This is a genomic window from Deltaproteobacteria bacterium (assembly GCA_016875225.1).
Lineage (GTDB): Bacteria > Myxococcota_A > UBA9160 > SZUA-336 > SZUA-336 > VGRW01.
The window spans coordinates 1-26,743 of record VGRW01000049.1 but is presented as its reverse complement, the minus strand read 5'-3'; the positions used below and the strand labels follow the sequence as shown (position 1 = coordinate 26,743).

Genomic DNA, 26,743 nt, shown 5'->3' with positions numbered 1-26,743 from the left:
GGGGGCGTTGCGCCTCCTCGTGCAGCCTTGTCGCATACTGGGGGGGCTCGTCGCCACACGCGCCCGCGGGCGAGAACGCGAATCCGAACCGGAGCCGTGGGCGTATCAGAGCCAGGAGGACGTGATTGAGGCGCGTGCCCCCGGAAGACGGCGCGCCGACGACGTCCGGTGCGATGGCGACGGACGGCGAGCTCCTGCGCCGGCTGGCCGAGCGCGAGGCGGTCGCGCTCGAGGCGCTCTACGCGCGCTACTCGGCCTACGTGATGGGAATTTCGCTGCGCATGCTGGCCAGCCGTGAGGAGGCGGAGGAAGTCGTGCAGGACGTGTTCTGGCAGCTCTGGAAGTCCGAGCTCCGCTACGACCCGCTGCGCGGGCGCTTCTCGACCTGGCTCTTCTCGGTCACGCGCTTTCGCTGTCTCGATCGGCTTCGCTCGCGCGAACGCGAGCTCCCGCGCGCGGGCCTTCACGAGCTGGCGTCGCTCGAATCGCAGAGCGACCAGGCCGGGGAGGTCTTTCTGATCGAGCGACAGAAAGAGGTCAGGGCCGTGCTCGCGGCCCTTCCCGACGAACAGCGCGCGGCGATCGAGCTCGCGTTCTTCCACGGCCTGTCCCACGGCGAGATCGCTCAGTGCACCGGCGCGGCGCTCGGAACGGTGAAGAGCCGGATCCGCCGCGGATTGGTCCGGCTGCGTTTCGCATTGCCCAATCCGGATACCGGAGGCGGAGAGAGACGATGAGCGAGCACGCCGAGCTCCTGGAGATCGCTGAGCTCTACGCCATCGGGGGGCTGGCCGACGAGGAGCGCGCTCGCCTCGAGCAGCACCTCGCCGACGGCTGCGCGGAGTGCCAGGCCGTTCTGCGCGCGAACCTCGACGTGGCCTCCGAACTCCTGCTCGCGACCGCGCCCGCTCCGCCAGCGTCGACCGTCCGCGAAGGGCTGCTGGCGCGGGTTCGCGGCGAAGCGGACCGATTCCTCGTCCTCGCTCCTCCGCGCGGTCGCAAGCTGCGGCGTCCGGTCCAGCAGTGGCGCGCCCGCTGGCTGGCCGCCGCGGCGATCGTGCTCGTCCTGGGATCGACGGGAGCCTCGGCTCTGCTCGGTGCCCGACTCGCGCGCGAGCGCGAGCGCAGCGCGGAGCTCGAGGATCTGCTCGCCTACGAGGAGAGCATCTCGTGGGCGCTGGTTCGCGAGGCGGAGCGCGAGCGCTCGCAGCGTGTCGCGCTCGAAACGCGGCTTCGCGGGCTTTCGCGCATCGTCGCGGCGATCGAGGCGCCGCTCGCGCGCAGCCTCGCGCTCGCGGGGCAGGGCGAATTCCGCCGCGCGCAGGCCAAGGCGTACCTCGAGCCCGCGAGCGGCCGGCTGATCCTGTACGCCTACGATCTGCCGCCCGTGCCCGACGGCCGCACCTACCAGCTCTGGGTGATCGTCGGCGAGCAGCCGCAGAGCGCCGGCCTGTTCCGATCTGACAGCTCCGGAGAGGCCAAGTACGATAGCGCCCGTTTGCAGGACCTGGACGGTCCAGTCACGGTGGCCGTGACGCTCGAGCCAGCCGGCGGAGCGCCTCGGCCCACCGGACCGCTGGTGCTCGCGGGTTCATGAGTGCGGAGTCCCAACCCGGAAAATCCCCACAGCGACTGCATCCAGCCACGAATCGAAACCCGTATCACGCAACGCCACAGCCAGCCCCGCAGGGAGAACTCATGCGCAAACTAGCGATTCTGCTCTGTCTAGCCGTCTCGGCGACCGCGTTCGCCGCGGAACAGGGTTCCGAGGACGTGCTCCCGAACCTGCCCTTCAAGGAAGGTGACACGATCACCTTCGACCAGCTCGAGAAGCTGAAGGACTTCCTGCCCGCGCAGTTCTGGGAGAACCGCGAGTTCTTCTTCTACGAGGGCATGCAGCTCGAGGTCGGCCCCGCGCTGCGCGACTACAGCGAAGCCGACGCCTTCAAGGCCGCCAGCGAGAAGTTCAAGGGCCAGACCAAGATCGTCGCGGACGGCGCGATGGACGGCTTCGTGGCCGGCCGGCCTTTCGATACCGCCGCGATCGACTGCAAGGGCGATCCGCAGGCCGCCGCGAAGATCATCTGGAACTTCAACAAGGCATGGAACGGGGACGGCAGCGATTCGACCTGGTCGTACACCTACTGGGATCGCGGCGAGCAGCTGCCGCTGTACTACGAGGGCACGGCGCGCGCGATCTCGCTCTCCAATCGGGTCGAGCCCGAGTACCTCGACGGAAACAAGGGCGACATCTTCCCCAACGAGAAGCGCTTGAACGTGTTCGGGATCGAGGTCGAGGCGCCGTTCGACGCGCGCGGCATCCTGGTCCTCACCTACCGCTACAAGTCGGCGGACGGCCCGCTGAAGCAGGCGAAGAACGACGACACCTGGGTGTACGTACCGGATCTTCGCCGCGTGCGGCGCATCTCGTCGGCGCAGCGCACCGACTCGGTGCAGGGCACCGACTTCACGATGGACGACCTGCGCAGCTTCTCGGGCATTCCTCCGCAGTACGAGTGGAAGTGCGTCGGCGAGCAGACGGTGATCGCGCCGATGAACACCAAGTCGATGGCCTACCCGTACACCGACTCGTACAACTTCGGCCCCTACGGCTTCTCGTTCGCGAGCGACCGCTGGGAGGTCCGCAACGCCTGGATCGTCCGCTTCGATCCGCGAAACGAGGACCACCCGTACCACCACAAGGACATCTTCATCGACAAGCAGACCTACGAGCCGATCTACAGCTTCGCGTACGACCGCAAGAAGGAGCTGTGGAAGATCATCTGGCACAACCACCGCTGGAGCGAGGACTGGGACGGCGTGAAGAACAAGGATCCGAAGGCCTCCGACGGCGTCTGGTATCCCGGCTGGGAGGGCGTGAAGGAGCCGAAGGACCTGCGCGTGATCAGCGACATCATCGTGAACGTGCAGACGGGCACCGGAAACCGGATCGAGTTCTGGAACAGCACGGGAGCGCCGCTGTCGAGCAAGGGCAAGATCCGGCGCTACATCGACATCGGGCGCCTGAACAAGGGCCGCTAGAGCGGCTCGAACGCGGGCAATACGGGGCCCCGGATCGCGAGATCCGGGGCCTTCGTGTCTCGAGCCGCGCGAGGAGTGGAGCATGAAGCGGATCCGGAACCGCGTGACCGAGCTTCTCGGCGTCGAGATCCCGATCGTGCAGGCGCCGATGGGCTGGATCGCGCGCGCCGAGCTGGCCTCGGCGGTCTCGAATGCCGGCGGGATGGGCATCATCGAGACGTCCTCCGGCGAGCTCGACGCGGTTCGCGAAGAGATCCGCAAGATGCGCGACCTCACCGACAAGCCGTTCGGAGTGAACATCGCGCAGCTCTTCGTCCGCGATCCGAAGATCGTGGACTTCGTCGTGGCTCAGGGCGTGCGCTTCGTCACCACCTCGGCAGGAGACCCGTCGAAGCTCACCGCGCAGCTGAAGAGCGCGGGGCTCACCGTGTTCCACGTCGTGCCCACGCTTCGCGCCGCGGCGAAGGCGGTCGAGGCCGGAGTGGACGGTCTGGTGGTCGAGGGCGGCGAGGGCGGAGGATTCAAGAACCCGCGCGACGTCGCCACGATGGTGCTGCTGCCGCTGGTCTGCTCTCGCGTCGGCGTGCCCGTGATCGCCGCCGGGGGAATTTGCGACGGCCGCTCGATGGCCGCAGCGTTCGCGCTCGGCGCCGAGGGCGTGCAGATGGGCACGGTCATGGTCTCGGCGGCGGAGTCGCCGGTGCACGCGAACTTCAAGCGGGCGATCTGCGACGCCGCGGAGACCGACACGGTGTTCCTGAACCGACACCATCGGCCGGGACTCCGCGCGCTGCGGACGCAGCACAGCGAGAAGCTCGAGCGCCTCGAGAAGGTCGAGCTGACCGAGCTCGGCCGCGTGCTGGAGCTCTACTTCGGCGGCGACATGGAGGCCTCGATCGCGCTCGCGGGCCAGGTGGCGGGAAGGATCGAATCCGTCCGGCCGGTCGCCGAGATCCTGCGCGAGACGATGCGCGAGTTCGGCGAGGTGGCCGAGCGGCTCGGCGGGCTCGTCTCGGCCTAGACGAGACCGCTTCTACGACTCGCCCGGCGCGGGCGGCTTGGTCGCCAGCGCAATTCCCTGCGCGCCGGCCTCCTGCGCGATGTCGAGGATGTTCACGGCCTGGCCGAGCAGCACCTTCTTGTCCCCGCGCAGGATCACGATCTTCTCCCGCGCCTTGTCGAGCGCGGCCTTCAGCACCGAGGGAAGGTTCGCTTCCGCGACCTCGACGCCGTCGACCTCGATGCCTCCCACCGCGGTGACCGTGACGCTGACACCGGAGGGTGTCGTGGACGCCACCGCGGAGCTGGGCAGGTCGACTTCCTTGCCCTGGTTCGAGACCACGCTCGTGGTGACCATGAAGATGATCAGCAGGACGAGGAAGATGTCCGTGAGCGGGGTGATGTTGATCTCGGCGACGATTCCGTCGCCGTCGGCATCGTCTCCGCTAGGCAGGGAGCGGGCGGCCATGGCGCACCTCCTCGGACTTCTCCTCGGCGTACGCGGGGCTCGCCGACTCGACGTAGAGCAGCGCCTGGATCAGCCGCTCGCAGGAGCGCGCGAAGACCCCGGCGATCGCGCCCGCGCGCACCTGCAGGTAGTTGAACGCGGCCAGCGCCAGGATCGCGACCAGCAGACCGACCGCGGTCGCGACCAGAGCTTCGGAGATTCCGGCCGCGACGACCGCGAAGCCGCCCGAGCCCTGCACCGACATGTCGTGGAACGCCTTCAAGATGCCCCAGACGGTCCCGAACAGGCCGATGAAGGGCGCGAGCGATCCGATCGTGCCCAGGATCCAAAGCCCGCGGCGCAGCTCGGTGATGGCCTCGCTTCGCGAGGTGGCCAGCACGCTGTTCAAGTCCTCGAGCGCGATGTTCCGCCAGCGCAGGCCCTCCAGGAAGATTCCCGCCAGCGGCGTCTTCGCCGACTCGCACAGCGACCGCGCCGTGACCAGATCGTGCTTGACCAGCGCGTCGACCACGCCGCGCGTCAGGTCGCGGCTGCGGCGGTCGATGCCGGCGTAGCGCACCAGCTGCTGGATGATCACGGCGAGCCCGATCACCGAGCACAGCGCGAGCGGAACGACGGTGAGTCGGCCGATCCAGAGCAGGTGGAGAATCGTCGCGGTGTCGAACGTGCTCGCGATCTCGCCGGCGCCGGCGGCCTGCGTCGCCACGTTCACTGCGGTCTCGGTTACTGGATCCAAGGTCGGCCCTCTCTGATTGATTGCGCGGTTGGTCTCCGCGAGCGCGTCAAGCTATCCGATCGCGAGGTCGATCGCAGGGTCTGTTGGCTGCGTTGACGCTCGGTGGGAACATCCTTAGCATGCGATCGCGATTCGAAAGTCCAGCGTCGCCGCCGAATGCGTCCGCGCAGGGCTGCGTCGGAAGGGCAGCTTCAGCGTTTGAGCCATTCGAGGCGACTACCGATGAGGCATCGGCTCCGATCTGCCGACGCATGAGTCCGCAAGGCAGTCGCAAAAAGTCCGTGAGTGGCCGCGACACTTCGAGAGGTGGTGCTGCCACCCAGCCAGGGGGTCCGCGCAAGGCATGAGCACCCAGCTCCTCGGCATCCGCCATCGAGCGCGAAAGACGCCGCTTCAGGCCCGCAGGGTCGGTGTGGCATTTCGCGCTGGCGCAGGCGGCGCGGCCGTAGCCAGGGAGCCGTTCCCGGGCATCCATGTCGGCGGCGAGAGCCACCGCGCCGAGACGCTGAAATCCGGCACGCTCTCGGCGCTGCTCCACGCGGGGATCCTCGGCCTTCTGCTCTGGCTGGCGTGGATGACGCCCGCGATCCGCGAGGAGATCCTCCCGGTGCAGCTGATCAAGGAAGAGCCGAAGCCCATCGCCAAACGCGAGGAGCCGGCGCCGGAGCCCGTGCCTGTGCCCGAGCCCGCGCTCGAGCCTGCGCCCGCGCCGAAGGCGCTTGCGGAGCGGCGCTCGATGGACTTCGCGCCCCAGGCCCAGGCCGTGGCGCCGCAGATCGTGAACCCGACGGTGGTCGCCCAGGCCTCGCCGCAGCTGGATGCGCAGAAGCTCGAGATGAACCAGGTCGCCGCGGTGGTCGCGCCGAAGAACATCTCGCAGGCGACCGTGGTCGCGGAGCGTGTGACGGCCGTGAACTCCGTCGCCGTGGCGCAGACCGCGAAGGTGGATCTCGGCACGTCGGCCGCGCCCGCTCTTCGCGGCCCCGCAAACGCGGCGCTCCCCGCCGGGCCTTCCGTCGGCCCGCGGCAGATTGCCGCAGCCGGCGACACGATCGGCACCGGAACCGCGGTCGACATCGGCAGCGGCTCATCCGTCCGCGAGGGAATCGCGAGCAACCGCGACGTGCTCGGCTCGCCCGATGGCGCGCCGCTCGCGAACGTCTCGACCCGCGTGGGCGAAGGCTTCCTGCGCGGGGAGGGAGGCAACGGGACCGGGGGCGGCGACATCAGCGATTGCCTGTCGCGCCCCGAGGTCCTCCAGTACCAGGAGCAGGTGCGCCAGAGGATGTACGCGCGCTGGGTCGTTCCCTCGGACGTGCCGGTGAACCAGAAGGTGCAGCTGCGCTTCGTGCTCGACGCGAGCGGCTCCGTGATGAAGACCGAGCTCGTGAACGCGAGCGACTCCGGGCTCGGCCAGACCGCGGTCGACGCGCTTCGCTCGGCGGCGCCGTTCGCCGCCATGCCGGAGCGCGTGCGCTGTCTCGCGCGGCGGACGCTGGTCGGCACCTTCAGCGTGCCCGCCGTAAACTGACTGGATGAGGCGCTTTCCGACCCGCGCATTCCTGCTCGCGAGCGCCGCGCTCGCCCTGTTCGCACCCGCCCGCGCACACGCGCAGCAGCCCAAGCAGAAGGTGGTGCTCGAGTACGACGATCAGGAGCGGCTGGCGCGGCGCAAGACCGACACGAACGGCGACGGCATTTTCGACGAGACGGTCTTCTACAAGAACGACGTCTCGGAGCGCGCCGAGAGCGACACCAACTACGACGGCAAGATCGACCTCTGGGTCACGTTCGACGTCTCCGGCAAGCCGATCGCGCAGGAGCGCGACACGAACTTCGACGGCAAGCGCGACCAGTGGATCCAGCTCGAGAACGACCAGCCCAAGGTCCAGCGCGACGACAAGAACGGCGACGGCGAGCCGGAGTCCGTGGTCTGGTTCGAGGGCGGCGTGCGCACGCGCTCCGAGGAGGACGCGAACGGCGATGGCCGGATCGACCGCTGGGTGACCTATCAGGACGGAAAGCCCGCGCGCGTCGAGGAGGACGCCAACGCCGACGGCAAGGTCGACGTGCGCGGAGAGTTCAACCCCGACGGATCGAAGAGCGTGGAGGTCCAGGACACCGACTCCGACGGCCGCTTCGACGTGACGATCCGCTACGAGAAGGGCGTGAAGGCGCGCGTCGAAGAGGACACGAACGGCGACGGGCAGCCCGACGTGGTCACGAGCTACAAGGCGGAGCAGATCTCTCGGCGCGAAGCCGACACCGACGGCAACGGCAGCTTCGACACGGTCTCGAGCTACGAGACCGGCAAGGAGGCGCGCCAGACGCGCGACCTGGACGGCGACGGCAAGCCCGAGCTGGTCGCGAGCTTCGACTCGAACGGCGAGAAGATCCGCGAGGAGATCTTCGCCCCCGGCTCGGAGCGTCCGCAGGCGGTGCGCACGTTCCAGGCCGGCGTGAAGACCCGCGAGGAGCAGGACGGCGACGGCGACGGGACGCTGGATCTCGCGACCGATTACGCGGGCGATCAGCCGACCAAGAGCGTCGCCGACACCAATCGCGACGGGAAGCCGGACACGACGATCGAGTTCGTCGACGGCCGCAAGCTGCGCCAGCAGGAGGATCGCGACGGCGACGGCCGAGCCGACGCCCGCTACGAGTTCGACGAGGAGGGAAAGGTCACCCGCGAAGAGCTCGACGACGACCACGACGGTCGCTTCGAGAACGTCGCGACTTCCAAACTCGGACAGATGGAGAAGCGCACGATCGATGCAAACGCCGACGGCGCGCCGGAGCGCATCGAGGTGTACGGCGAGGGCCGGCTCGCGCGCGTCGAGCTCGATGAGAACGGCGACGGCGTGATCGATCTCTGGAACTTCTTCGACCCCGACAAGCGCCTGGAGAAGCAGGAGCAGGACCAGGACCACGACGGCCGGATCGACACCTGGGTGGTGCTCGATCCCGCCAGCGGCAAGGAGCTTCGCGTGCTCCGGGACGGCAATGCCGACGGCAAGGCCGACAGCTGGCGCACGAACGATCCGTCCGGCGCCACGCTCCGGCTCGAAGAGGACAAGGACTTCGACGGCGAGCCCGACCGCGTGGTGGAGTTCGCCGACGGCAAGCCCGCGCGCTTCAGCGAGGACGCGAACCGCGACGGCAAGCCGGAGGTGCGCGGCGAACTCGCGGCCGACGGCAGCGTGGTTCGCGAAGAGCGCGACACCGACGGCGACGGGAAGCTGGATCTGCGTGTCGAGTTCGCGAGCGGCCAGAAGCTGCGTGAAGAGCGCGACAGCAAGGGCACCGGGCGCTTCGACATCGTGACCGTCTTCGCGGACGGCGTACCGGTGCGCCAGGAGCAGGACACGCGCGGCACGGGCAAGTTCGACTCGGTGATCGAGTTCGAGGCCGGCAAGGAATCCAAGCAGCAGCGCGACTCGAACGGCGACGGCAGCATCGATCTCTGGGTCACGCTCGACGGCGACGGAAAGCCGCAGCGCGAAGAGATCGACACGAACGCGGACGGAAGGCCCGACGTCGTGAAGCTCTACTCAGCTGGCGAGATCGGCCGCGAGGAGCAGGATCGCGACTTCGACGGCCGCTACGAGCTGATCGTGTCCTACGACGCCGGCAAGCCCGCGCACTCCGAGGCCGACACCGACGGCGACGGCAAGCCCGACGTGGTGATCGAGTTCCGGGACGGGCTCAAGGTCTCGCAGAGCGAGGACACCAACCACGACGGCAAGCCGGACGTGCTGACGTCCTTCGGGCCCGACGGGAGCCCGCTGCGCAGCGAAGCCGACACCGACGGCGACGGCCGCCTCGAGACCGTCTCGTTTCTCGAGAAGGGCGCGGTCGCGCGCACCGAGAAGGACTCGAACGGCGACGGCAGAGCGGACGTCTTCGTCTGGTTCGAGGGCGACAAGGTCGTGCGCCAGGAAGAGGACTCGAACTTCGACGGAGTCGTGGACCGGCGCTCGAGCGCCGGATCGTCGGGCTCGCAGGTGCAGGAAGCCGACTCGAACGGCGACGGCCGGATCGACACCTGGCTCACCGTCGACGCGGGCGGAAACGTCGTCCAGAGGAAAGAGGACAAGGACTTCGACGGCAGCCCCGACGTGACGATCTCGCTTCGCGACGGAAGGCCCGTGAAGCTGGAGCAGATGAGCGCGGGCAAGGGCTGCGTCGAGCTCACGCAGACCTACGACGCGGCCGGCAACGTCGTTTCCGAGAGCAAGGACACGAACGCCGACTGCAAGATCGACGTCTGGACCTACCTCGAGAGCGGCAGCGTCGTGCGACAGGGTCAGGACACCAGGGGGCTCGGACGGCCCGACGTGCTGACGATCTTCGGCGCCGACGGCCGGCCGATCGCGCAGGAGCTGGTCAGCGACCCCAAGGGCAAGCGGCCGGACAAGTTGCTCGAGCTCGATGCGAACGGACAGGTCGCGTCGCAGTGCCTGGACACGAACGCAAACGGCACGCTCGACGCGCGCGCGGTGGTGAGCAACGGCGTGGTCGGCGAGGTCTGGCTCGTCACGAAGGGCAAGGGCGTCGCCGATCAGCGCGAGGTCTACGAAGACGGGCAGCGCGTCGCGCTCGAAGCCGACACCAACGGGGATCGCCTGGTCGACGTGGTGCAGGTCTTCGCCGGCGGTCAGCTCGCGCGCCAGGACGAGGACACCGACTTCGACGGCGTGATCGACCAGCGCTTCGAGGGCGACAAGCCCGTGGCCGTGCCCCCGGGCGCGAAGATCTCGGCGACCAAGTTCGGGCCGCTCGGCTGCCGCCCCTTCTCGGAGTTCTGGACCAAGCGCTGACCCGCAGCTGGGGCCGACTCGTGCGCGAGCAGCCAGCGCTTGCGCGCGACGCCTCCCGCGTATCCGACCAGTCGCCCGTCGGATCCGATCGCGCGGTGACAGGGCACGACCAGCCAGATCGGATTCGCGCCGTTCGCCGCCCCGACGGCGCGAGTCGCGGACGCGGCGCCGATCGCGCGCGCGAGCGCGCCGTACGACGTGGTCGTCCCCGCGCGCACCGCGCGCAGCGCCGTCCAGACGCGGATCTGGAACGGCGTGCCGCAGAGCGCGATCTCGATCGCGTCCAGCGCCGCGAGATCTCCGTCGAAGTAGCCGTTCAGGCGTTCGGCCAGATCGACGGCGGAGCGCGCGGCGCCGAGCTCGACCGGCGCGAGCCGGCGCCGCAGCGCTCGCTCCACGTCGGGCCAGCGGTCCGCGAACGCGAGGCCCGCGACGCGCCCCGACCAGCGCGCGAAGCGCAGCTCACCCAGGGGCGAATCGATCGCTCCGATCTCGAGCTTCATCTCGTCTCCTCCAGCGCAAGGCTCTGCCAGAGCGCCATCGCCGCGTACGAGCGCCAGGGGCGAAGGCGCTCGGCCCAGCGCTCGGCCTCTTCGGCGCGAACCGGCACTCCGTCCCGGCCGAGCGCCTTGCGAAGCGCGAGGTCGCCGGCCGGAAACGCGTCGGGCTCGCCGAGCGCGCGCATCGCGATGTACTGCGCGGTCCAGCTGCCGATTCCCGGCAGCGCCGACAGGCGCGCGACCGCGTCGTCGAGCCCGCGCGCTCCGTCGAGCACGAGCTCGCCGCGCGCGATCGCCGCGGCGAGGCCGCGAATCGCGTTCGCGCGCGCCCGCGGCAGGCCGAGCGCGTCCAGGTCGGCGTCGGCCAGCTCGGCCGGGGCGGGAAAAAGGTGCGAGAGCCCGTCGGGCGCGCCCTCGATCGGCTTGCCGAAATTCCGCACCAGCCGCGCGGCGAGCGTCGAGGCGCCGCGCACGCTCACCTGCTGGCCGAGGATCGCGCGCACGCCGAGCTCGAAGCCGTCCCATGCGCCCGGAACCCGAAGTCCGCGCAGAGCGCCCAGGTGGGGCCTGAGCTCGGCGCTCTGCGTGAGCACGTCCGAGATCGCGAGCGGATCGGCGTCGAGGTCGAAGATCCGCCGCACGCGTTCGATCACGCCGAGCAGGTCCGCGCCGCGCGGCGCGGTCACGCGCAGGAGCAGCGACGCCGCGTCGGCGACCGGCGTGACCTCGAGCCAGCCGGGGCTGCCCCCGATCGTGAGCGTCCGGCCGTAGCCGGTCTCGGTCGCCCGCTCCACGCCCGCGATCGCGCGCGCCGCGAGGAAGGCAGAGATCCGACGCCAGTCGAACGGCGGTCGGTAGGCGAGGCGAAGCGCGAGCGGCTCGCCCCCGCGGTCTGCGCCGCCGCCGCGCGCGCGGCGAAGCTCGCGCGGCGAGCGCCCGAAGCTGCTCCGGAACGCGTGGTTGAACTGCCGCACGCTCGCGAACCCGGCGGCAAACGCGATCTCGGTGATCGGCCGGTCGCTCTGGTCGACCAGCGCGCGCGAGAAGTGCACGCGCCGCGCGCGCGCGATCTCGGCCGGCGCTGCGCCCAGGTGCTGCGCGAAAAGCCGTCGCAGCTGGCGCGCGCCCACCCCCAGCCTGGCGGCGAGCCGATCGACGTCGCCGGAATCGAGCGCTCCGGCGTCGATCAGCCGCAGCCCCCGCGCGACGATCGCGGAGCTTCCGAGCCACGCCGGCGTTCCGGGCGCGGTCTCGGGACGACAGCGACGGCAGGCCCGGTAGCCCGCGCGTTCGGCGGCCGCGGCGCAGGCGTAGAAGCGGACGTTCCTTCGCCGCGGCAGCCGAGCGGGGCAGACCGGCCGGCAGTAGACGCCGGTCGTCGCGACGCCGACGAAAAAACGCCCGTCGAAGCGCCGGTCGCGCGCCTTCATGGCGTCGTAGCAGCGGTTCGGGTCGAGCTCCATCGCGCCCAACCTACCACCGCGCGTTGGTCCCGACTCGCAATCCGCGGACGCTTCCTTCGCCAGCCTGGCGCAAGGCAGCTTGCTGGCAACAGACCTGTGCTCACCCCGAAAAGACTCTCGAATTCGCGGATCTTCGCGCAGAAAATGATTCCATCCGCCCCCAGTCCGCTGTTACAATTCCACCGCATCCCTTGGCGTTGGATGGGACGCCAAGGTCTTCGTGGCAGGGTGTTCGTGGCAGGTTCGGATTGGGGAGGGGAGCCGATGTCGATTCCGTGAGGCTGGTTTGCCGCGCTCGCTGTAACTGCCCTGATGGTTGCGGGTCCGGCCCAGGCAGCCCCGGTCGTCTACACGTTCACCGGCGGCAGCGCCGTGCTCCGGCTGACCTCGGGCGCGGTCACCCTGTCCGAGTCCGCGCCGCTCGCGCTCGGCGGCGTCTTCGCCACGTTCGACGACGCCGGCTCGGGCGAGCTCGTCGACTTCGAGTTCTCGATCGTGCCGGAGCAGACGGTGACGCTCGACATCATGCTCGGCTCCTACGACTGCATCCAGCTCCACACGGCGACGCTCACGCCTGGCGTCGGCTACACCCATCTGTTCCAACAGAACAACGGCGGCGGGAACTTCAGCATCGTCGCCGCACCGGTGCTCACATCGACCACGCTCGACGTGATGAGCTCGGTTCCCGGCCCTCCCTCCGTGCCGTTCGTCTTCGCCGGCAACAGCGCCACTCCGCTCGTCGCCACGGTCGACATCGTCGGGGGTACCGCTCTGACACTGGACGGAATCACGATCGGCTCGTTCACGAATGCGGACTTCTCGACCATCCCGGTCGGTCAGACGGTTCTCGCGAAGCTCGACCTGAGCTTCCAGGGCATGGTGGCCGTCCCCGAGCCGGCCGCCGCGATCCTGATCGGGCTAGGCTGCGTGGGATTGGCCATACTTCGCGGACGACGAATCTGATCGCTGGCTGAGCTCGAGGCTGGGAAGGGGAGAAGAAAGCATGGCAACCAAGTAGCTGCGTCGGGTCGTGAGTGTTGCGGGACTGTGGGCGCTCTCGACGACCGGCGCATCGGCTCTGACGCTGCAGATCATCTCGGGCGGCCTGTCCGCGAGCAATCTCAACTACGGCTGCCCGACCGGATCGGCGAACTGCTCGGTCAGCCGGGATTTCGAGCTTTCGGCCCTCGCGCCCGCGAGTGGCTCGATCGTGATCGACAACACCGGGACGATCGCCACGATCTCCCTCTCGATCGCAGGCGCCACGTTCGACCCGATCGGGGCCGGGTCGTCGATCGTGTTCGGCCCGACCTCCTATTCCGCCACGCTCAGCGGCGCGGGCCTGTCGACGACGCCGGTCGGTCCGGGGACCGGTGGCATCAACTACGGAATCGGCACCGGCGCGGTGAGCGGGACGGCGAACTCGAACCCCTTCGGCGTGACGCCGGCGGTGAACATCACCTGCAGCTATCCGAGCGGCATCGGCACCTGCGGCATCACGTTCGGTCGCACGGGCTTCACGGGGGTCGAGGGCCACGACTGGGTGCACACATTCAACGTGAGCGTCGTGGCTCTGCCCGAGCCATCGACCGCGCTCCTCGTCGCGCTCGCCGCAGGCCTGCTCCTGCTTCGCTCGCGACGCGCCTAGCCATCGCGAGGTGAGAGCCGGGCGTCTGTGAGAGAATCGGCGCGGGAATTCCCAGGAGCGCCGATGCCGACCCCTTCTCCCGCGCCCGCGCCGAAGCTGTCCGCCACCATTCTGCTCGTCCGGGACGGCTCGACCGGCCTCGAAGTGTTCATGGTGAAGCGCCATCACCAGATCGACTTCGCGACCGGCGCGATGGTCTTCCCCGGCGGCAAGCTCGAGGACGGGGACTCCGACCCGCGACTGCGCGCGCGCTGCAGCGGCGCCGACGCGCTCGACGCGGACGCGCTCGCGGTACGCGTCGGAGCGATCCGCGAGACTTTCGAAGAGAGCGGGGTTCTGCTCGCGCGCCCGCGCGGCAGCTCTTCGCTGGTCACGGCCGATCGTTTGCGCGAGATCGAAGCTCGTTGGCGCGACCGATTGAACGCCGACGAGGCCGGTTTGATCGACCTGGCACTTGCCGAGGACCTCGAGCTCGCCTGCGACCTGCTCGTGCCCTACGCGCACTGGATCACGCCAGCGATGGCGCCGAAGCGCTTCGACACCTGGTTCTTCCTGGTCGCCGCTCCCCCGGATCAGCTCGCTCTGCACGACGGCGGCGAGTCGGTCGACTCGGTCTGGATCACCCCGCAGAACGCGCTGGCCGAGTGCGAGGCGGGCCGGCGCACGATCATCTTTCCGACGCTGATGAACCTGAACCTGCTCGGGCTCGCGCGCGACCTCGCCGACGCGCTTTCGCGCACGCGCTCGCGCCGGGTGGTGACGGTGCTGCCGGGGATCCTTCGAACCCCCGAGGGGAAGCCCGAGCTCGTGATTCCGCCCGAGGCCGGCTATCCGCCGCTCCCGCCCGCGCTGGCGAAGCCGTTCCTCCCCTGAGGTACACCGATGAGTGACCCGGCCCCTCCGAATCCGCGAACCGCGCGCTGGAAGGTCTCGCAGACGGCCGTCACCGGCGCGTGGAAGGAGAAGCGCCGGCTCGCGGCGGCGATGCGCACCGTGATCTCGCGCCTGGTCGAGATCGAGGCGCCCGAGGCCGAGCTCGCGGCCGCCGCCGACGGGCTCGAACGCTACGCCGCGCGGCTCGCCAGCCACCCGCGCCCGAATCGCTACGAGGGCTGGGCGGAGGCGTCGGCGTCCGGGGACGTCACCAGCTTCTTCGATCACAGCCCGCTGATCGGGCTCTCCAACCCGCTCGCCCCGCCGATCGCGATGCACGGCGACGAGGACGGACGCAGGGTGCACGGGAGCGTCGTCTTCGGCTCCGCGTACGAGGGTCCCCCGGGCTGCGTCCACGGCGGCTACATCGCCGCGGCCTTCGACGAGCTGCTCGGCTTCGCGAACTCGCTGTCCGGAAACCCGGGAATGACCGGCACGCTCACGATCCGCTACCGGCGCCCCACGCCGCTCCACACCGAGCTGCGCTTCGAGGGCGTCTGCGAGCGGAGCGAGGGCCGGAAGATCTACACGAGCGGGCAGCTCTTCGCGGGCGAGACGCTCTGCGCGGAGGCGGAGGGCCTGTTCATCTCGGTCGGCGCGGAGCGATTCCGCGGACTCTTCGAGGAGCGCCGCAAGCGCGACGAGCAGCGCGGCGGCTGACGCCTCGCGCGCTGCCGGATCAGCCGATGAAGGCGGCGAGGTGCGCGGCGACCTCGTCCGCGCTCGCGCAGCGGTCCGCGGGATCCTTGGCGAGAAGCCGGAGGATCAGCTCGGCGAGGCCGTCGGGAATTCCCGCGACGCGCTCGCGCGGATCGGGAACCGGCGAGTGGCGATGGTGGTAGACGACGTCGCCCTCGCGGTACGGGACGCCGCCCGTCACCAGCTCGAAGAACGTGGCGCCGAGCGCGTACAGGTCCGCGCGCGCGTCGATGTTGCCGCCTGCGGCCTGCTCGGGCGCCATGTAGTACGGCGTTCCACCGATCACCGTCGCCGCGCGGCGCACCTCTTCGAGCATCTTGGCCAGACCGAAATCCATGATCTTCACCACCTTGCCGCGCGTGAAGAACAGGTTCGACGTCTTGATGTCGCGGTGCACGATCCGGCGCTCGTGCGCGTACGCGAGCCCCGCGCAGATCTGCACGCCCAGCCGCGCGCAGTCTCGCGCGGTGAGCCGGCCGACGCGCCGCAGGATCACGTGCAGCGGATCGCCCTCGAGCAGCTCCATGGTGATGAAGAACGTGCCGTTCTCCTGGTCCGCGTCGTGGATCGTCACGATGTTCGGGTGGTTCAGAGCTGCGGCCGCGCGCGCCTCGCGCAGGAACAGGTCCACCGCGGTCGGATGGTCGCGCAGGTTGTCGGGCAGGCGCTTCAGCGCGACCTCTCGGCCCAGGCGCCGATCGCGCGCGCGGAAGACCACGCCCATTCCGCCCGCGCCGATCTGCTCCAGGATCTCGTAGCGGCTCTCGGCTGGAGCCTGCGCCGCTGCGCCCGCTGCCACCGCTCCGGCCCCGGTCACGCGATCGGCGGAGAGCCGCTTTCGCAGCGCTTCGATCCGCGCCGAGAGCTCCGGCCAGGTCGGCTCCTCCTCGCGCAGCTTCTCGAGTGAGTCGAGCGCCCGCGGCAGGTTCCCGCTTCGCTCCCAGAGCTCGGCCAGTCGCGAACGCAGCTCCGGCGCCGCCGCCGGCGCGCCCGAGAGCTCGAGCCGCTCGTGGAGCTTGTGCGCGGCGAGGTCGACGTGCCCCGCGCCCTCGAGCTCGTCCACGAGAAGCAAACACGCCTCGGTGTAGTGGGCGTCGTCTGCCGGAACCTGCTGGAGCAGCTTGATCGCGCGGCTGCGGTCGCCGTTCTCGCGCGCGAGCACGGCGGCATCGAACGGGCTGCCGCGGCGCTCGAGCACCCCGATCATGCGTTCGACATCGCCGGCCTCGCGGTAGCAGGCGAGCGCGAGCTCGAGCTCCGAGGCCGCCTCGTAGGCCTGCCCGGCGCGCGCCGGATCCCCCGCGCGGCGGTGCATCTCGCCGGAGCGAGCCGGCTCCCCGGCCTTCTCGTACAGCGACGCGGCCAGGCTCCAGTCCGAAAGCTCCTCGCGCAGGCGGGCCGCTTCGAGGAAGTGGCCGGCATACTCGAAGTGCTCCGCCGAGCGCGAACGGTTTCCCTGCTCCAGGTGCATCCGCGCCAGCAGCAGGTTCGAGATCTTGTCCTGACCCTCGCGCGCGAGCGCGCGCGCGGCCGACGGCACGTCGCCCTGCAGGTACGGCGCGACGGCGGGCGGGCAGCCCTTGAAGAGCACGCCCTCGGCGGCGCCGAGATCCACCTCGACGATCTGCGCCGAGTAGTCGTCGACGTCGATCTCGCGCTCCGCGACGCGGTCCCCGGAGCCCACCGCGATCACGTGGCGACCCATGGGCAGGCCGATGCGAACCGACTGCCCGCGCGTGTGGCGAAGCGTGTCGGGGCGGCCGCGCGCCGCGATCGAGCAGTCGCGCAGGGTCTGGCGGTCCCAGACCGCCCGAACCTCGACCGGGCAGGAGCGCGGTCGAAGGTCGAACTCCACGCGGTGCGTGTCGCGACTTCGCACCTGCACGAGCTGCGACTCGAACGGCTGCTCGATCGGATCCTCGCCCGCGCCCGGGAACAGATCGCCATCGACGGTGATCCAGTAGCGCCCGGGGGTGAGCCCGCGGAACTGCGTCTCCCGCGCCACCAGATGGTGTTCCGTGCGCGAGGAGACGCGGCCGTGCGCGGCGTCGCGCTCGCTTCTCGGCGCGCGTCCGGTGCGAGGCTTGCGCTGCGAGATCATCACCGTGAAGCTGCCGCGGAGATCGTCCGGGTAGGCGATGCACACCACCAGGTCCCCGCGCCCGCGAAGCGTGCGCAGCGCGACCAGCGCGACCGCGAGCGCAGCCAGCGCCGCGAGCAGACCGCGTCGACCGGCGGGCCGGAGCGCGAACTCGCCGATCCGGGCCAGCCTGCGCTGCGCTTCGTCCGGCAGCGCGCCGTAGCCGCGCTTCAGCCCGGTCTCGACCTGCGGCGACCAGCGCTGCCAGCTCTCGCGGAGCGACGCGCGCGCATTGGGCGGAACGAAGCGATCGAGCTCTCCGAACGACGGTGGCTCCGGCGGCGTAGGCGCGACCCAGGGGCGCGACGGGAGCCGTCGCGGGCGCGACGCGAGCCGGCTCCGGATCCGATCCTGATCCTGCGACGCCTCGGGCGCATCCGACCCTTCGTCGTCCAGATTCCAGCTTCGCGCGGGCGCTTCGGCGCCGGCCTCGGCCTGCGGCGCGGAGACGGAGTCGTCCGCCCACGCCGGCCATGCGGCGAGAAACAGGGCGGCGGCGAGCAGGATGGCCGCCGATCTTGCGTGTCTCGTGATGCGCATCGCGCCACGGGATTCTTCGGAGTCGCGCGGAAATCGATTGAGTGCTCGCGGCGTTGCGTGAGCCCGGGGTACGATGGTCAGGGGAGCAGCCGGATGCGGGAACGGGCCTTCCTGACGCAGGAGATCGATCGCGGCCCGTCCGGGCCGAAGGTCGGGGCGTTCTTCGACGTGGACGGCACGCTGCTGGCCGGCTTCTCGGCCATGGCGTTCTGGCGCGATCGCCTGCTCTCGGGCCAGATGAGCCTGTCCGACGTCTCCGAGAACCTGCTCGCGTTCGTCGGCTTCCAGCGCGGGCGCGTGGGCTTCTCCGGAATCCTCGCCGCCTTCTCGGGGATCCTGCGCGGGACGCCGGAGCAGGAGCTGGTCGAGACGGGCGAGCGCCTGTTCGAATCGGAGCTCGCGGCTCTGGTGTACCCGGAGTCGCGGGCGCTGGTCACCGCGCATCTGCGCCGCGGCCACACCGTGGCGATCGTGTCCGCGGCGACGCGCTATCAGATCGAGCCGCTCGCGCGGGATCTGGGCATCGAGCACGTGCTCTGCACCCGTCTCGAGGTCGAGGACGGAAAGTTCACCGGGCGCTACGTCTCGCCGGCCTGCTGGGGTGAGGGCAAGGCCAGCGCGGTGCAGGAGCTCGCGTCTCGATACGGTGTAGATCTGGAGCAGAGCTACTTCTACAGCGACGCGGCCGAGGATCTGCCGCTGTTCGAGATCGTCGGACGGCCGCGGCCCACCAATCCCGACGCCCGCCTCGCGCGCATCGCCGAGCGGCGCGCCTGGCCGCAGCGGCGCTTCAGGAGCCGCGGCCGACCGGGAGTCGCGGAGGTCGTGCGCACGCTCCTCGCCACCACCTCGGGCGCGACCGCGTTCCTGCTCGGTCTGCCGCTCGCGTTCGTGACCGGCCGGCCGAAGGAGCTGGTCGACTTCTCGATCGCCGCGTGGGGCGACCTGGGCACCGCGCTCGCCGGGATCGAGCTCGCCGTCGACGGCGAGCAGCACCTCTGGTCGGACCGACCGGCGGTCTTCATCTTCAACCACCAGAGTGCGCTCGACGTGCTCCTGCTCTGCAAGCTCCTGCGCCGCGACTTCGTGGGCGTGGCGAAGCAGGAGCTGCGGCGCGTGCCGTTCCTGGGCACGTTCGCGAGCCTCACCGGCACGGTCTTCATCGACCGCGCGGACTCCAGCTCGGCGATCCGCGCGCTCCAGCCCGCCGTCGACGCGCTGCGCCGGGGCACGTCGCTCGCGATCGCGCCCGAGGGCACGCGCACGCCGACGCCGCGGCTCGCGCGCTTCAAGAAGGGCGCCTTCCACATGGCCATGCAGGCGCGCGTGCCGATCGTGCCGATCGTGATCAAGAACGCGCTCGACGCGCTGCCCAAGCACGGGCTCGTGATCCGACCCACCCGGATCGAGGTCGTCGTGCACCCGCCGATTCCGACGCGCGGGTGGACGCGCGAGACGCTCGACGAGCGCATCGCCGAGATCCGCCGCCTGTACGAGGAGACACTGGCGGACTGAACGGCCCGGCGTGACCGGCCTCACAAGGCCGGAGGCCGATCGAACGATACGCTGCGTTGGGCGCGCCTTCGCGCACGAGACGCAATGACGACCGTTCCCGCCACTCGAGCCTCTACGTCCAAGCTGCGCCTGCAAGCGGCGCCTGAGCGCGAGCCGCTGTTTCGAGCGGTCACGGCGATCTGTGCTGCCCTGCTGCTGCTCGGGTACCGGGTTCGCGACGAGATGTACCTGACTCCAGAATCCGGAGGGGGCTACGCGCTCGGCGTAATCGGGCTCGTCGCGCTCGCGTCTCTGCTGCTCTACTCGCTGCGCAAGCGCGTTCGGGCGCTCGGGTCCTGGGGCGCGCTTCGAAACTGGTTCCAGATCCACATGATGCTCGGCGTGGTCGGCCCGGCGCTGATCCTGTTTCACGCCAACTTCGAGGTCCACTCGATGAACGCCGCCGTCGCGCTCGCGGCGATGCTGATCGTTGCGGGCAGCGGCTTCATCGGGCGCTTTGCGTACTCGCGCGTGCATCTGGGCCTGTTCGGCCAGCGCGAGACGCTTCGCGGCGTGACTGGACGCGCCGACGAGAGCCGCAGCGCGCTGCACGCTGCGCTGCGAAGCCTGCCCGGCGTAGAAGCTTGCGTCCGCGACTTCGAGCGCATCGCGCTCGCGCCGCAAGCCGGCGTGCTGGCCGGAGCAAAGCGCGCGCTCGACCTTGCGCGTCGAACCCGGTCGGCTCAAGCCCGTGCGAGGGCGCTGCTTCGCGCTGCCCCTGCGGCCTCGCTCCCGGCGGGCCCCGAAGCGATCTCCCGTGCGCTTCGCGCCCACCTCGCCCTGGTGCGGCGTGTCGCGGAGTTCGGCTTCTACGAGTCCGTCTTCGCGCTCTGGCACGCGTTTCACGTTCCCCTCGCCGCAATCCTCTTCCTCGCGGCGGCGATCCACGTCGTCGCCGTCCACCTGTACTGAGTGCGGCTCCTGCGGGTCACCGCAGTTTTCGCGCTGGGTCTCTGGCTCGCCGCGGCAGCCGCTCGGGCGCAGACGTTCGAGCGGCTCGTCATGCCGGGCCCGGTCGCGAAGGCGCACGCGGACCTCGAGTCCGACTGCTCGAAGTGCCACACCGCCTTCAAGCGAGCGGAGCAGGATTCGCTCTGCCTCGGCTGCCACGACCACCAGGCGATCGCGGCGGACGTTCGCGCCAAGACCGGCTTCCACGGCCGGGCGCCAGCGGTGGGTGCGGCGCAGTGCCGCGTCTGCCACCCCGAGCACAAGGGACGCGACGCCGACATCGTCGGACTCGACCCGAGCTCCTTCCCGCACGATTCGACGGACTACCCGCTGCGCGGCGCCCACGAGCGCATCGCCTGCGAGAGCTGCCACGAGTCGGGCGCGAACCGCCGCGACGCGCCGGCGGACTGCGCGGGGTGTCACGCCTCCGACGACCCCCACGCCGGCAAGCTCGGCCGCGACTGCGCCGGCTGTCACGGCGAGCAGCGCTGGCGCGAGGCGCGCTTCAATCACGCCGACACCAAGTTCCCCCTCGAGGGCCGACACTCCGAGGTCGCCTGTGCGCTCTGTCACGCGGGCGAGCGCTACGAGGGCACGCCCCGGGACTGCGCGAGCTGCCATCAGCTGAACGACGTTCATCGCGGGCGCTTCGGCCGCGACTGCGCGAGCTGCCACACGAGCAGCCGCTGGAAGACGAAGAGCTTCGATCACGCCCGGAAGACGCGCTTCCCGCTCACCGGAAAGCACGCGTCTGCGAGCTGCGACGCCTGCCACCCGGGCGGATCGCTCGACCAGAAGCTGGCGATGGACTGCCTCTCGTGTCATCGCGGGGACGACGTCCACGAGGGGCGAAATCCCGCCGACTGCGAGAGCTGTCACGGAACTTCGGCCTGGAAGCCCGCGAATTTCGACCACGATCGGCGCACGGAGTTCCCGCTTCGCGGCGCACATCGCGAAGTGAGCTGCGAGTCGTGCCACACGAAGCCGGTCCACGAGCAGAAGCTCGGCACCAGCTGCGCGTCGTGTCACGCCAGCGACGACGTGCACCGGACGCAGCTCGGAAGCGACTGCCGCCGCTGCCACGGCGAAGTCGGCTGGAAGCAGGCGGTCCGCTTCGAGCACGACCTGGCGCGCTTCCCGCTGCTCGGGCTGCACGCGGTGGTGGCCTGCGAGGAGTGCCACTCGACTCCCGCGTATCGAGACACGAAGCAGGCCTGCGCCGCTTGTCACGAGAGGCAGGACACCCACGAGAGCCGCCTCGGACCCCGCTGCGAGCTCTGCCACACGCCGAACGGCTGGAAGATCTGGAAGTTCGACCACGAGACGCAGACCGAGTTCCCGCTCCGCGGCGCGCACACCGACCTGGGTTGCGACAGCTGCCACGTCGAGCCGGTCGCGGATGCCCCCAAGCTCGCGAGCTCCTGCGGGGCTTGTCACGAGGACGAAGACCCGCATCGCGGTTCGTTCGGCTCGAGCTGCGAGCGCTGCCACGGCGAGCAGTCCTGGCGCGACGTGCGGATCGTGCGCTGAGCCGAATCCCGGTCAGAAGACGCCGAGCAGGCTTCCCCGCTTCTCGGCCTCGTCGTCCAGGTGCTTCGCGACCTCGAGGTGACCGGCCTGCCGGGCCAGCTCCGCGGCCGTGAGTCCGGCCTCGTTCTTCGCCGCGACGCGCACGTCGCGCTGCACCAGCAGGTCCACGACCGCCCGCTGTCCCGAAGCCGCCGCGAGCATCAGCGCGGTCATCCGACGCTGGCCTCGCGCGTCGGGGTCCGCGCCCGCTTCGAGAAGCAGCTCCACCGCCGCGACGTGTCCCTGGCCTGCGGCGAGCATCAGCGCCGTGTTGCCGAGGGGATTGGTCGAATCTGCGGATGCACCCCGCGACAGCAGCTCGCGCACGGCGACGGCGTCGCCAGATGCGGCGGCTCGCGCGAGAACCGGCGAGCCATCCGCGCAGCGGGTCTCGGCCGAAGCGCCGCGGTCGAGGAGCGCGACGGCGATCTCCGAGCTCGAGGAGCGGAGCGCCAGGCAGAGCGCCGGCTCGTGGTCCTTGGCCTGCGCGGCCGGATTCGCGCCGGACTCGAGAAGCTGCCGCGCGGCGTCGCTGCGGCCAGCCCGGGTCGCGTGAAGCAGCGGCGTGGCTCCGTCCTGGTCAGGAGCGTCGACTCTCGCGCCGGCGCCGATCAGCAGGCGCACGGTCGAGACCGAGCCGTGACTCGCGGCCCACGCGAGCGGCGTGCGCCGCTCGGTGTCTGTCGCGTTCGCGTCGGCACCGTGTTCGAGCAGCGCACTCACGGCGGCCTCGTGCCCCTCCGCGGCCGCGAGTGAGAGCGCGCTGCGGCCGTCGTTCGCTCGCGCATCCACGTTCGCATGCGCCGCGGCGAGGTAGGCGACGATCTCGGCATGGCCGTAACGTGCGGCGGCGAGCAGGGGGGTGTCTCCGGCGTCGTCGCGGGACTCGAGTGGCGTGTCGCGCGCGATCAGCCCGCGCGCGACGCTCGCCTCGCCCCTGCGCGCAGCCGCTGCGAGCGAGTCCTCACTCCCCTCTGCCCTCGCCAGCCAGGCGGCCGATTCGGCTTCACGCTGCGCGGCGGGAACGCTCGAAGGCGCGGCGCGCGGTCTCGACCGGGGCTGCAGAGCGGCGCGGGCGGGTGGCGTCTGATCGCGGTGGATCTCGGCAGGCGCGGCTTCGAGCTCGGCGAGCTTTTCTCTCGCGCCGACGTGTCCCCGCTCCGCCGCTGCGCGAAACCAGCGCAGAGCCTCTTTCCGGTCGCGCTGAACGCCCCAGCCGTCGCGGTACAGCCCGGCCACGCAGAACTGGGAGCGGGCGTCGCCGGCCTGGGCCGAAGCGAGCCACCAGCGAAACGCCTGCGCTGCATCCTGAGACACGCCGCGTCCCGAGCGGTAGAGCGAGCCGAGCTGGTACTGCGCCTCGGGATCCCCCGCTTCGGCGAGTTTCGTCCAGAGGGACGCTGCCCGAGCGAAGTCGCGTACTCGCGCTGCGGCGCGGGCGTCGTCCGCGGGATCCGCGTTCGCGATCGCCGCGATCGTCGCAAGCGCGAGCGCGAGCGCCGCGGTCCGATTCCTAATGGATCGGCGTGCCATGAACCGTCTCGGTCTCGATTCCCATCGCGCGCAGGAAGGGTCCGGGCAGCAGCCCTCCGGCACAGACGATCACCGCGTCGCACTCGATCGGCTCGATCGCGTCGCCCGTCCGCACGAGCGCGACGCCGGGCCGGAGTTCGACGGGCGCCGAGCCGAGTCGCAATTGCAGCCTGCCTTCGGCCTCCGCGGCCTCGATCCGGGCGCGATTTGCGGGCTTGGCGCGCGAGAACGCATCTCCGCGATAGGAGAGCACGACGCGCGTGCCTGGCTCCGCCGCCAGGCCCAGCGCCGCCTCGAGCGCGCTGTCTCCGCCACCGACTACGAGAACGCTGCGGCCGCGGTATTGCTCGGGGTCGACCAGGCGGTAGACCACGTGCGGCAGCTCCTCTCCGGGCACGCCGAGCTTTGCCGGTGTTCCGCGGCGCCCGATCGCGAGAACGAGCGAACGAGCCGTGTGACTGGCGCGCGAGGTCTTCACCTCGAAGCCAGCGGGCGAGATCGAGACCGACTCCACTCGCTCCTGGTAGCGGATCTCTAGCGCGTTCCGGCGCACGACCTCGGTAAAGAGCTCGAGCAGCGACTCCTTGCTGATCTCCCCGCTCGGAATCGTTCCGAAGAGCGGCAGCGTGCAAGCGGACGTCATCACGATCTTTCCCCGCGGGTAGTGTGCGACGGTCCCTCCGAGTGACTCCTGCTCGAGCGTGGTGAAGCGGAGCCGCTTCTGCTTCGCGGCGAGCGATGCCGACAGGCCCGCGGGTCCGGCGCCGACGATCAGCACGTCGAGTGCATCGGTCCGGCCGATCTCGCCGAGCGTGGCGACGACCGACTCGATCACCTGTCGCCCCTGCTCGACGGCATTGCGGACCAGCCCCATGCCGCCGAGCTCGCCGGCGACGAAGATCCCCGGAACCGCCGTCTGGAAGTCGGGACCGATGCGCGGGATCTCCACGCCCCGCTTCTCGGTTCCGAGAACCAGGGTGATCGCGTCGAACGGGCAGGCCGTCTCGCAGGCGCCGTGGCCGATGCAGTGCGTAGGATTCACCAGCGCGGCCTTGCCGCGAATCAGGCCCAGGACGTCCCCTTCCGGACAGGCCTTGACGCACGAGCCGCAGCCGAGACAGCGATTGGGATTGATCACCGGGTGCAGGGAAGCGGGCTCGGTCAGATTTGCGGCGATCGCCGCGCCGAGTGTCTCGAGCCCTCGTCGCTCGGTCCGCCGCCGGGATGCTTCGTATCCACCGAACGCGAGCGCGAGCGGAATCAGGTAGAGCAGGGCGAGCACGAACGGCGAGTCAGAAGTCATATCGCAGCCCGCCCGAGACCGCGTACACGTACTCGTCCTCGCCGCCGGCGTCGAACGAGCCGGTGGTCCACTCCATTCCAACGTCGCCGAAGAGGGTCACCTTCCAGACTCGCCACTCGAGACCGAGATAGGGCCGAACCGTGAAGGAGCCGTTTCTCGCGCGGGCAGCCTGCGCAGCGCCGATCGGATCCTCGTCGGTGTCGTCCGGATCGGGAAGGAACTCGTCGCGCCCGCGGTTGGTCCGCCAATCGACGCGCAGGCGCGGCAGGACGCGAAGGCGAGAGGTCACGGGGTACCGCTCGTTCACGATCAGCGACCAGGTGTCGGAAATGCTCCCGTCGAAGTAGCGCACGCCGATGGTGCCGACGTCGCCGCTCGCGAACAAGCCAGAGACGACGAGCTGCGGGTAATAGGAGAACTCCCAGCCCGTGCTCGGCATCGCATCGATGCCGCCCGACGCCGGCGTGTCCGAGAGGTGCGAGGCCGAGATGTCGATCGCCAGCTGCACGCGATCGCTCAGCTGCTGTGAGCCGCCGAGGCTGACCAGCGTGGAGCGCGGCGTGCGGTCCTGCGCGAGCTGCTTGATCTCGCTGTCCGAGTACAGATCGCTCAGGTCCTCCAAGCGATCGACTCCCTGGCCCTGGATCGCGTTCCAGCTGGTGAGGATGGGGCTGTTGCGGTAATCGACGAAGAGCGTCGCGCTGGTCCCGGGCCGGATCTGCCAGTTGGCGCTGAGCAGCGCGGTGTTGAGATCGCCGAAGTACAAGTCGTAGTCCGCGTAGCTCGCCATGAACAGGTGGTCGTCCGCGTAGCGTAGCTCCGTGCCGACGCCGTTGCGGTCGAGCATTCCATCGGCCTGCTGCTGGATCGCGAAGAGCTGCGCGTCGACTCGACCGCCGAGATCCTCGCCATCGATGCTGATTCCGTACAGCTGGCGCCCCGTCTCGACCCGATCGGAGTCGCTGATCTCGACCGGAAAGCCGCCCCGAACCGTCACCCGCCACTGCTCCGCCAGACGGCGACTCAGCCGCACACCGTCGAAGCGGCTCGAGACTCCGGCGGTATTGCCCGGCTGTCGCCCGAACGTCGCCGAGTACGGACCCGAGCGCTGGGCGACGTCCAGGAAGAAGGCGCTGACGCGCGTCTCGTTCTGGTCCATGCCCTCGACGAAGTCGAAGCGGTAGGAGCCCGACGCCAGGCCGCGCCACAGGTACTTCTCGCTCCGGGCGCGGGTCGAGACGCTGAGGTCGGAGTAGAGCGACGAGTCGCTGACGAGGCTTTCCGCCGCGCCGCCATCCAGGCTCTCCCGGCGGTACTGCGTGGATGCGCTCCCGAAGATCTCGAGATCCGTCGGCTTGGTCACGGCGCCGCGCCGGGCTCCGGGTCTCTCGGGCGGCTTCGCGCTCGCGGTGAGCAGTGCGTCGAGCCGTTGCCGGACGCGCGCGGCGCCAACGCTGCCAGGGTACCAGCGCAGGTACTCCTCGTACTCGGCCTTCGCATGCGCGAGCTGGCCGCGACGCTCGCGCGCCACGCCCAGAAGCTCCTTCGCATCGATGGAGTTCGCGTTCTCCGGAAGGGACACGACCTTCGTGAAGACGCGGATCGCCGCGTCGAAGTCGCCGGTCGTCATGGCCTCTCGGCCGGCTGCCATGAGCTGGTCGCTGCGCCCGGTCGAATCGCTCGTCTCACTCGTTCGCACCGAGACGACGAGGCTCCGGGGTCCTGCGGCATAGAGTGTGTATGAGCGAGGGTGAAAGGAGAGCGGCGTACACTCCTGGTTGATGAAAACCAGAACGCTCGTCGAACGTCGACGGGCGCAGGAGGACGCCGCTCGTGATCAGCAT

At 70.1% G+C, this 26,743-nt stretch carries 20 protein-coding genes; 12 read left to right on the top strand and 8 right to left on the bottom strand.

The features are described 5' to 3' along the window. Positions 1–125: 125 nt before the first annotated feature. From FJ108_12320 to FJ108_12305, 4 genes are all read left to right on the top strand, one after another. Entirely contained in the window at positions 126–737 is a 612-nt protein-coding gene (locus tag FJ108_12320; protein ID MBM4336680.1) for a sigma-70 family RNA polymerase sigma factor, read from the top strand. Continuing rightward, positions 734–1,597, top strand: coding sequence for an anti-sigma factor (locus tag FJ108_12315; protein ID MBM4336679.1), 864 nt, complete (start codon positions 734–736; stop codon positions 1,595–1,597). The genes FJ108_12320 and FJ108_12315 overlap by 4 nt, the downstream gene beginning before the upstream one ends. Then, positions 1,594–3,042: a DUF1329 domain-containing protein gene (locus FJ108_12310; GenBank protein ID MBM4336678.1), complete on the top strand. Its 1,449-nt coding sequence runs from the start codon at positions 1,594–1,596 to the stop codon at positions 3,040–3,042. The genes FJ108_12315 and FJ108_12310 overlap by 4 nt, the downstream gene beginning before the upstream one ends. Before the next feature lie 82 nt (positions 3,043–3,124). Further along, complete coding sequence (locus FJ108_12305) at positions 3,125–4,063, top strand: nitronate monooxygenase (GenBank protein ID MBM4336677.1); 939 nt, start codon at positions 3,125–3,127, stop codon at positions 4,061–4,063. 12 nt (positions 4,064–4,075) lie between these two features. Here the strand turns inward: FJ108_12305 and FJ108_12300 are convergent, their stop codons facing one another. Together FJ108_12300 and FJ108_12295 are read right to left on the bottom strand one after the other, a co-directional pair. Continuing rightward, positions 4,076–4,510: a biopolymer transporter ExbD gene (locus tag FJ108_12300; protein MBM4336676.1), complete on the bottom strand. Its 435-nt coding sequence runs from the start codon at positions 4,508–4,510 to the stop codon at positions 4,076–4,078. Next, positions 4,488–5,267 (bottom strand): MotA/TolQ/ExbB proton channel family protein, encoded by a 780-nt coding sequence (locus tag FJ108_12295; GenBank protein MBM4336675.1) that lies wholly within the window; start codon positions 5,265–5,267, stop codon positions 4,488–4,490. Before FJ108_12295 ends, FJ108_12300 begins: the two co-directional genes overlap by 23 nt. Before the next feature lie 322 nt (positions 5,268–5,589). Here FJ108_12295 and FJ108_12290 point away from each other — a divergent pair, with 322 nt between their 5' ends. After that, positions 5,590–6,777, top strand: coding sequence for a hypothetical protein (locus FJ108_12290; protein MBM4336674.1), 1,188 nt, complete (start codon positions 5,590–5,592; stop codon positions 6,775–6,777). Positions 6,778–9,903: 3,126 nt separating this feature from the next. Here the strand turns inward: FJ108_12290 and FJ108_12285 are convergent. Then, positions 9,904–10,569 carry a methylated-DNA--[protein]-cysteine S-methyltransferase gene (locus FJ108_12285; protein MBM4336673.1) on the bottom strand — a complete coding sequence of 222 codons (666 nt, stop codon included), beginning with the start codon at positions 10,567–10,569 and terminating at the stop codon, positions 9,904–9,906. Further along, on the bottom strand, positions 10,566–12,029 hold the full coding sequence (locus tag FJ108_12280; protein MBM4336672.1) for a helix-turn-helix domain-containing protein: 1,464 nt from the start codon (positions 12,027–12,029) through the stop codon (positions 10,566–10,568). The genes FJ108_12285 and FJ108_12280 overlap by 4 nt, the downstream gene beginning before the upstream one ends. Positions 12,030–12,341: 312 nt before the next feature. Between FJ108_12280 and FJ108_12275 the strand changes: the two genes are divergently transcribed. The 4 genes from FJ108_12275 (at position 12,342) to FJ108_12260 (ending at position 15,270) form a co-directional block, all read left to right on the top strand. Next, positions 12,342–12,992 carry a PEP-CTERM sorting domain-containing protein gene (locus FJ108_12275; GenBank protein MBM4336671.1) on the top strand — a complete coding sequence of 217 codons (651 nt, stop codon included), beginning with the start codon at positions 12,342–12,344 and terminating at the stop codon, positions 12,990–12,992. 55 nt (positions 12,993–13,047) lie between these two features. Continuing rightward, on the top strand, positions 13,048–13,677 hold the full coding sequence (locus FJ108_12270; protein ID MBM4336670.1) for a PEP-CTERM sorting domain-containing protein: 630 nt from the start codon (positions 13,048–13,050) through the stop codon (positions 13,675–13,677). 63 nt (positions 13,678–13,740) lie between these two features. Next, positions 13,741–14,550 carry an NUDIX hydrolase gene (locus FJ108_12265; protein MBM4336669.1) on the top strand — a complete coding sequence of 270 codons (810 nt, stop codon included), beginning with the start codon at positions 13,741–13,743 and terminating at the stop codon, positions 14,548–14,550. 9 nt (positions 14,551–14,559) lie between these two features. Continuing rightward, the gene (locus tag FJ108_12260; GenBank protein MBM4336668.1) at positions 14,560–15,270 is read left to right on the top strand and encodes a PaaI family thioesterase; all 711 of its coding nucleotides are present in this window, start codon (positions 14,560–14,562) and stop codon (positions 15,268–15,270) included. A 19-nt stretch (positions 15,271–15,289) separates the two neighbouring features. On the opposite strand, the gene FJ108_12255 is transcribed toward FJ108_12260, so the two are convergent. Then, positions 15,290–17,989 carry a hypothetical protein gene (locus tag FJ108_12255; GenBank protein ID MBM4336667.1) on the bottom strand — a complete coding sequence of 900 codons (2,700 nt, stop codon included), beginning with the start codon at positions 17,987–17,989 and terminating at the stop codon, positions 15,290–15,292. 93 nt (positions 17,990–18,082) lie between these two features. Here FJ108_12255 and FJ108_12250 point away from each other — a divergent pair, with 93 nt between their 5' ends. The 3 genes from FJ108_12250 (at position 18,083) to FJ108_12240 (ending at position 22,024) form a co-directional block, all read left to right on the top strand. Then, on the top strand, positions 18,083–19,504 hold the full coding sequence (locus FJ108_12250; protein ID MBM4336666.1) for an HAD-IB family hydrolase: 1,422 nt from the start codon (positions 18,083–18,085) through the stop codon (positions 19,502–19,504). An 84-nt stretch (positions 19,505–19,588) separates the two neighbouring features. Beyond that, positions 19,589–20,455, top strand: coding sequence for a hypothetical protein (locus tag FJ108_12245; GenBank protein ID MBM4336665.1), 867 nt, complete (start codon positions 19,589–19,591; stop codon positions 20,453–20,455). After that, a complete protein-coding gene (locus FJ108_12240; protein MBM4336664.1) occupies positions 20,456–22,024 on the top strand; it encodes a cytochrome C in 1,569 nt (522 codons plus the stop codon). Between the two features lie 12 nt (positions 22,025–22,036). Here FJ108_12240 and FJ108_12235 read toward each other — a convergent pair whose 3' ends face one another. Genes FJ108_12235 through FJ108_12225 form a run of 3 tightly spaced genes read right to left on the bottom strand, consistent with a single transcriptional unit; the run spans position 22,037 to position 26,529 of the window. After that, positions 22,037–23,596, bottom strand: a complete 1,560-nt coding sequence (locus FJ108_12235) for a hypothetical protein (GenBank protein ID MBM4336663.1) — start codon at positions 23,594–23,596, stop codon at positions 22,037–22,039. Beyond that, positions 23,577–24,899: a 4Fe-4S dicluster domain-containing protein gene (locus FJ108_12230; protein MBM4336662.1), complete on the bottom strand. Its 1,323-nt coding sequence runs from the start codon at positions 24,897–24,899 to the stop codon at positions 23,577–23,579. The genes FJ108_12235 and FJ108_12230 overlap by 20 nt, the downstream gene beginning before the upstream one ends. Next, positions 24,889–26,529: a hypothetical protein gene (locus FJ108_12225; protein ID MBM4336661.1), complete on the bottom strand. Its 1,641-nt coding sequence runs from the start codon at positions 26,527–26,529 to the stop codon at positions 24,889–24,891. Before FJ108_12225 ends, FJ108_12230 begins: the two co-directional genes overlap by 11 nt. Positions 26,530–26,743: the final 214 nt, after the last annotated feature.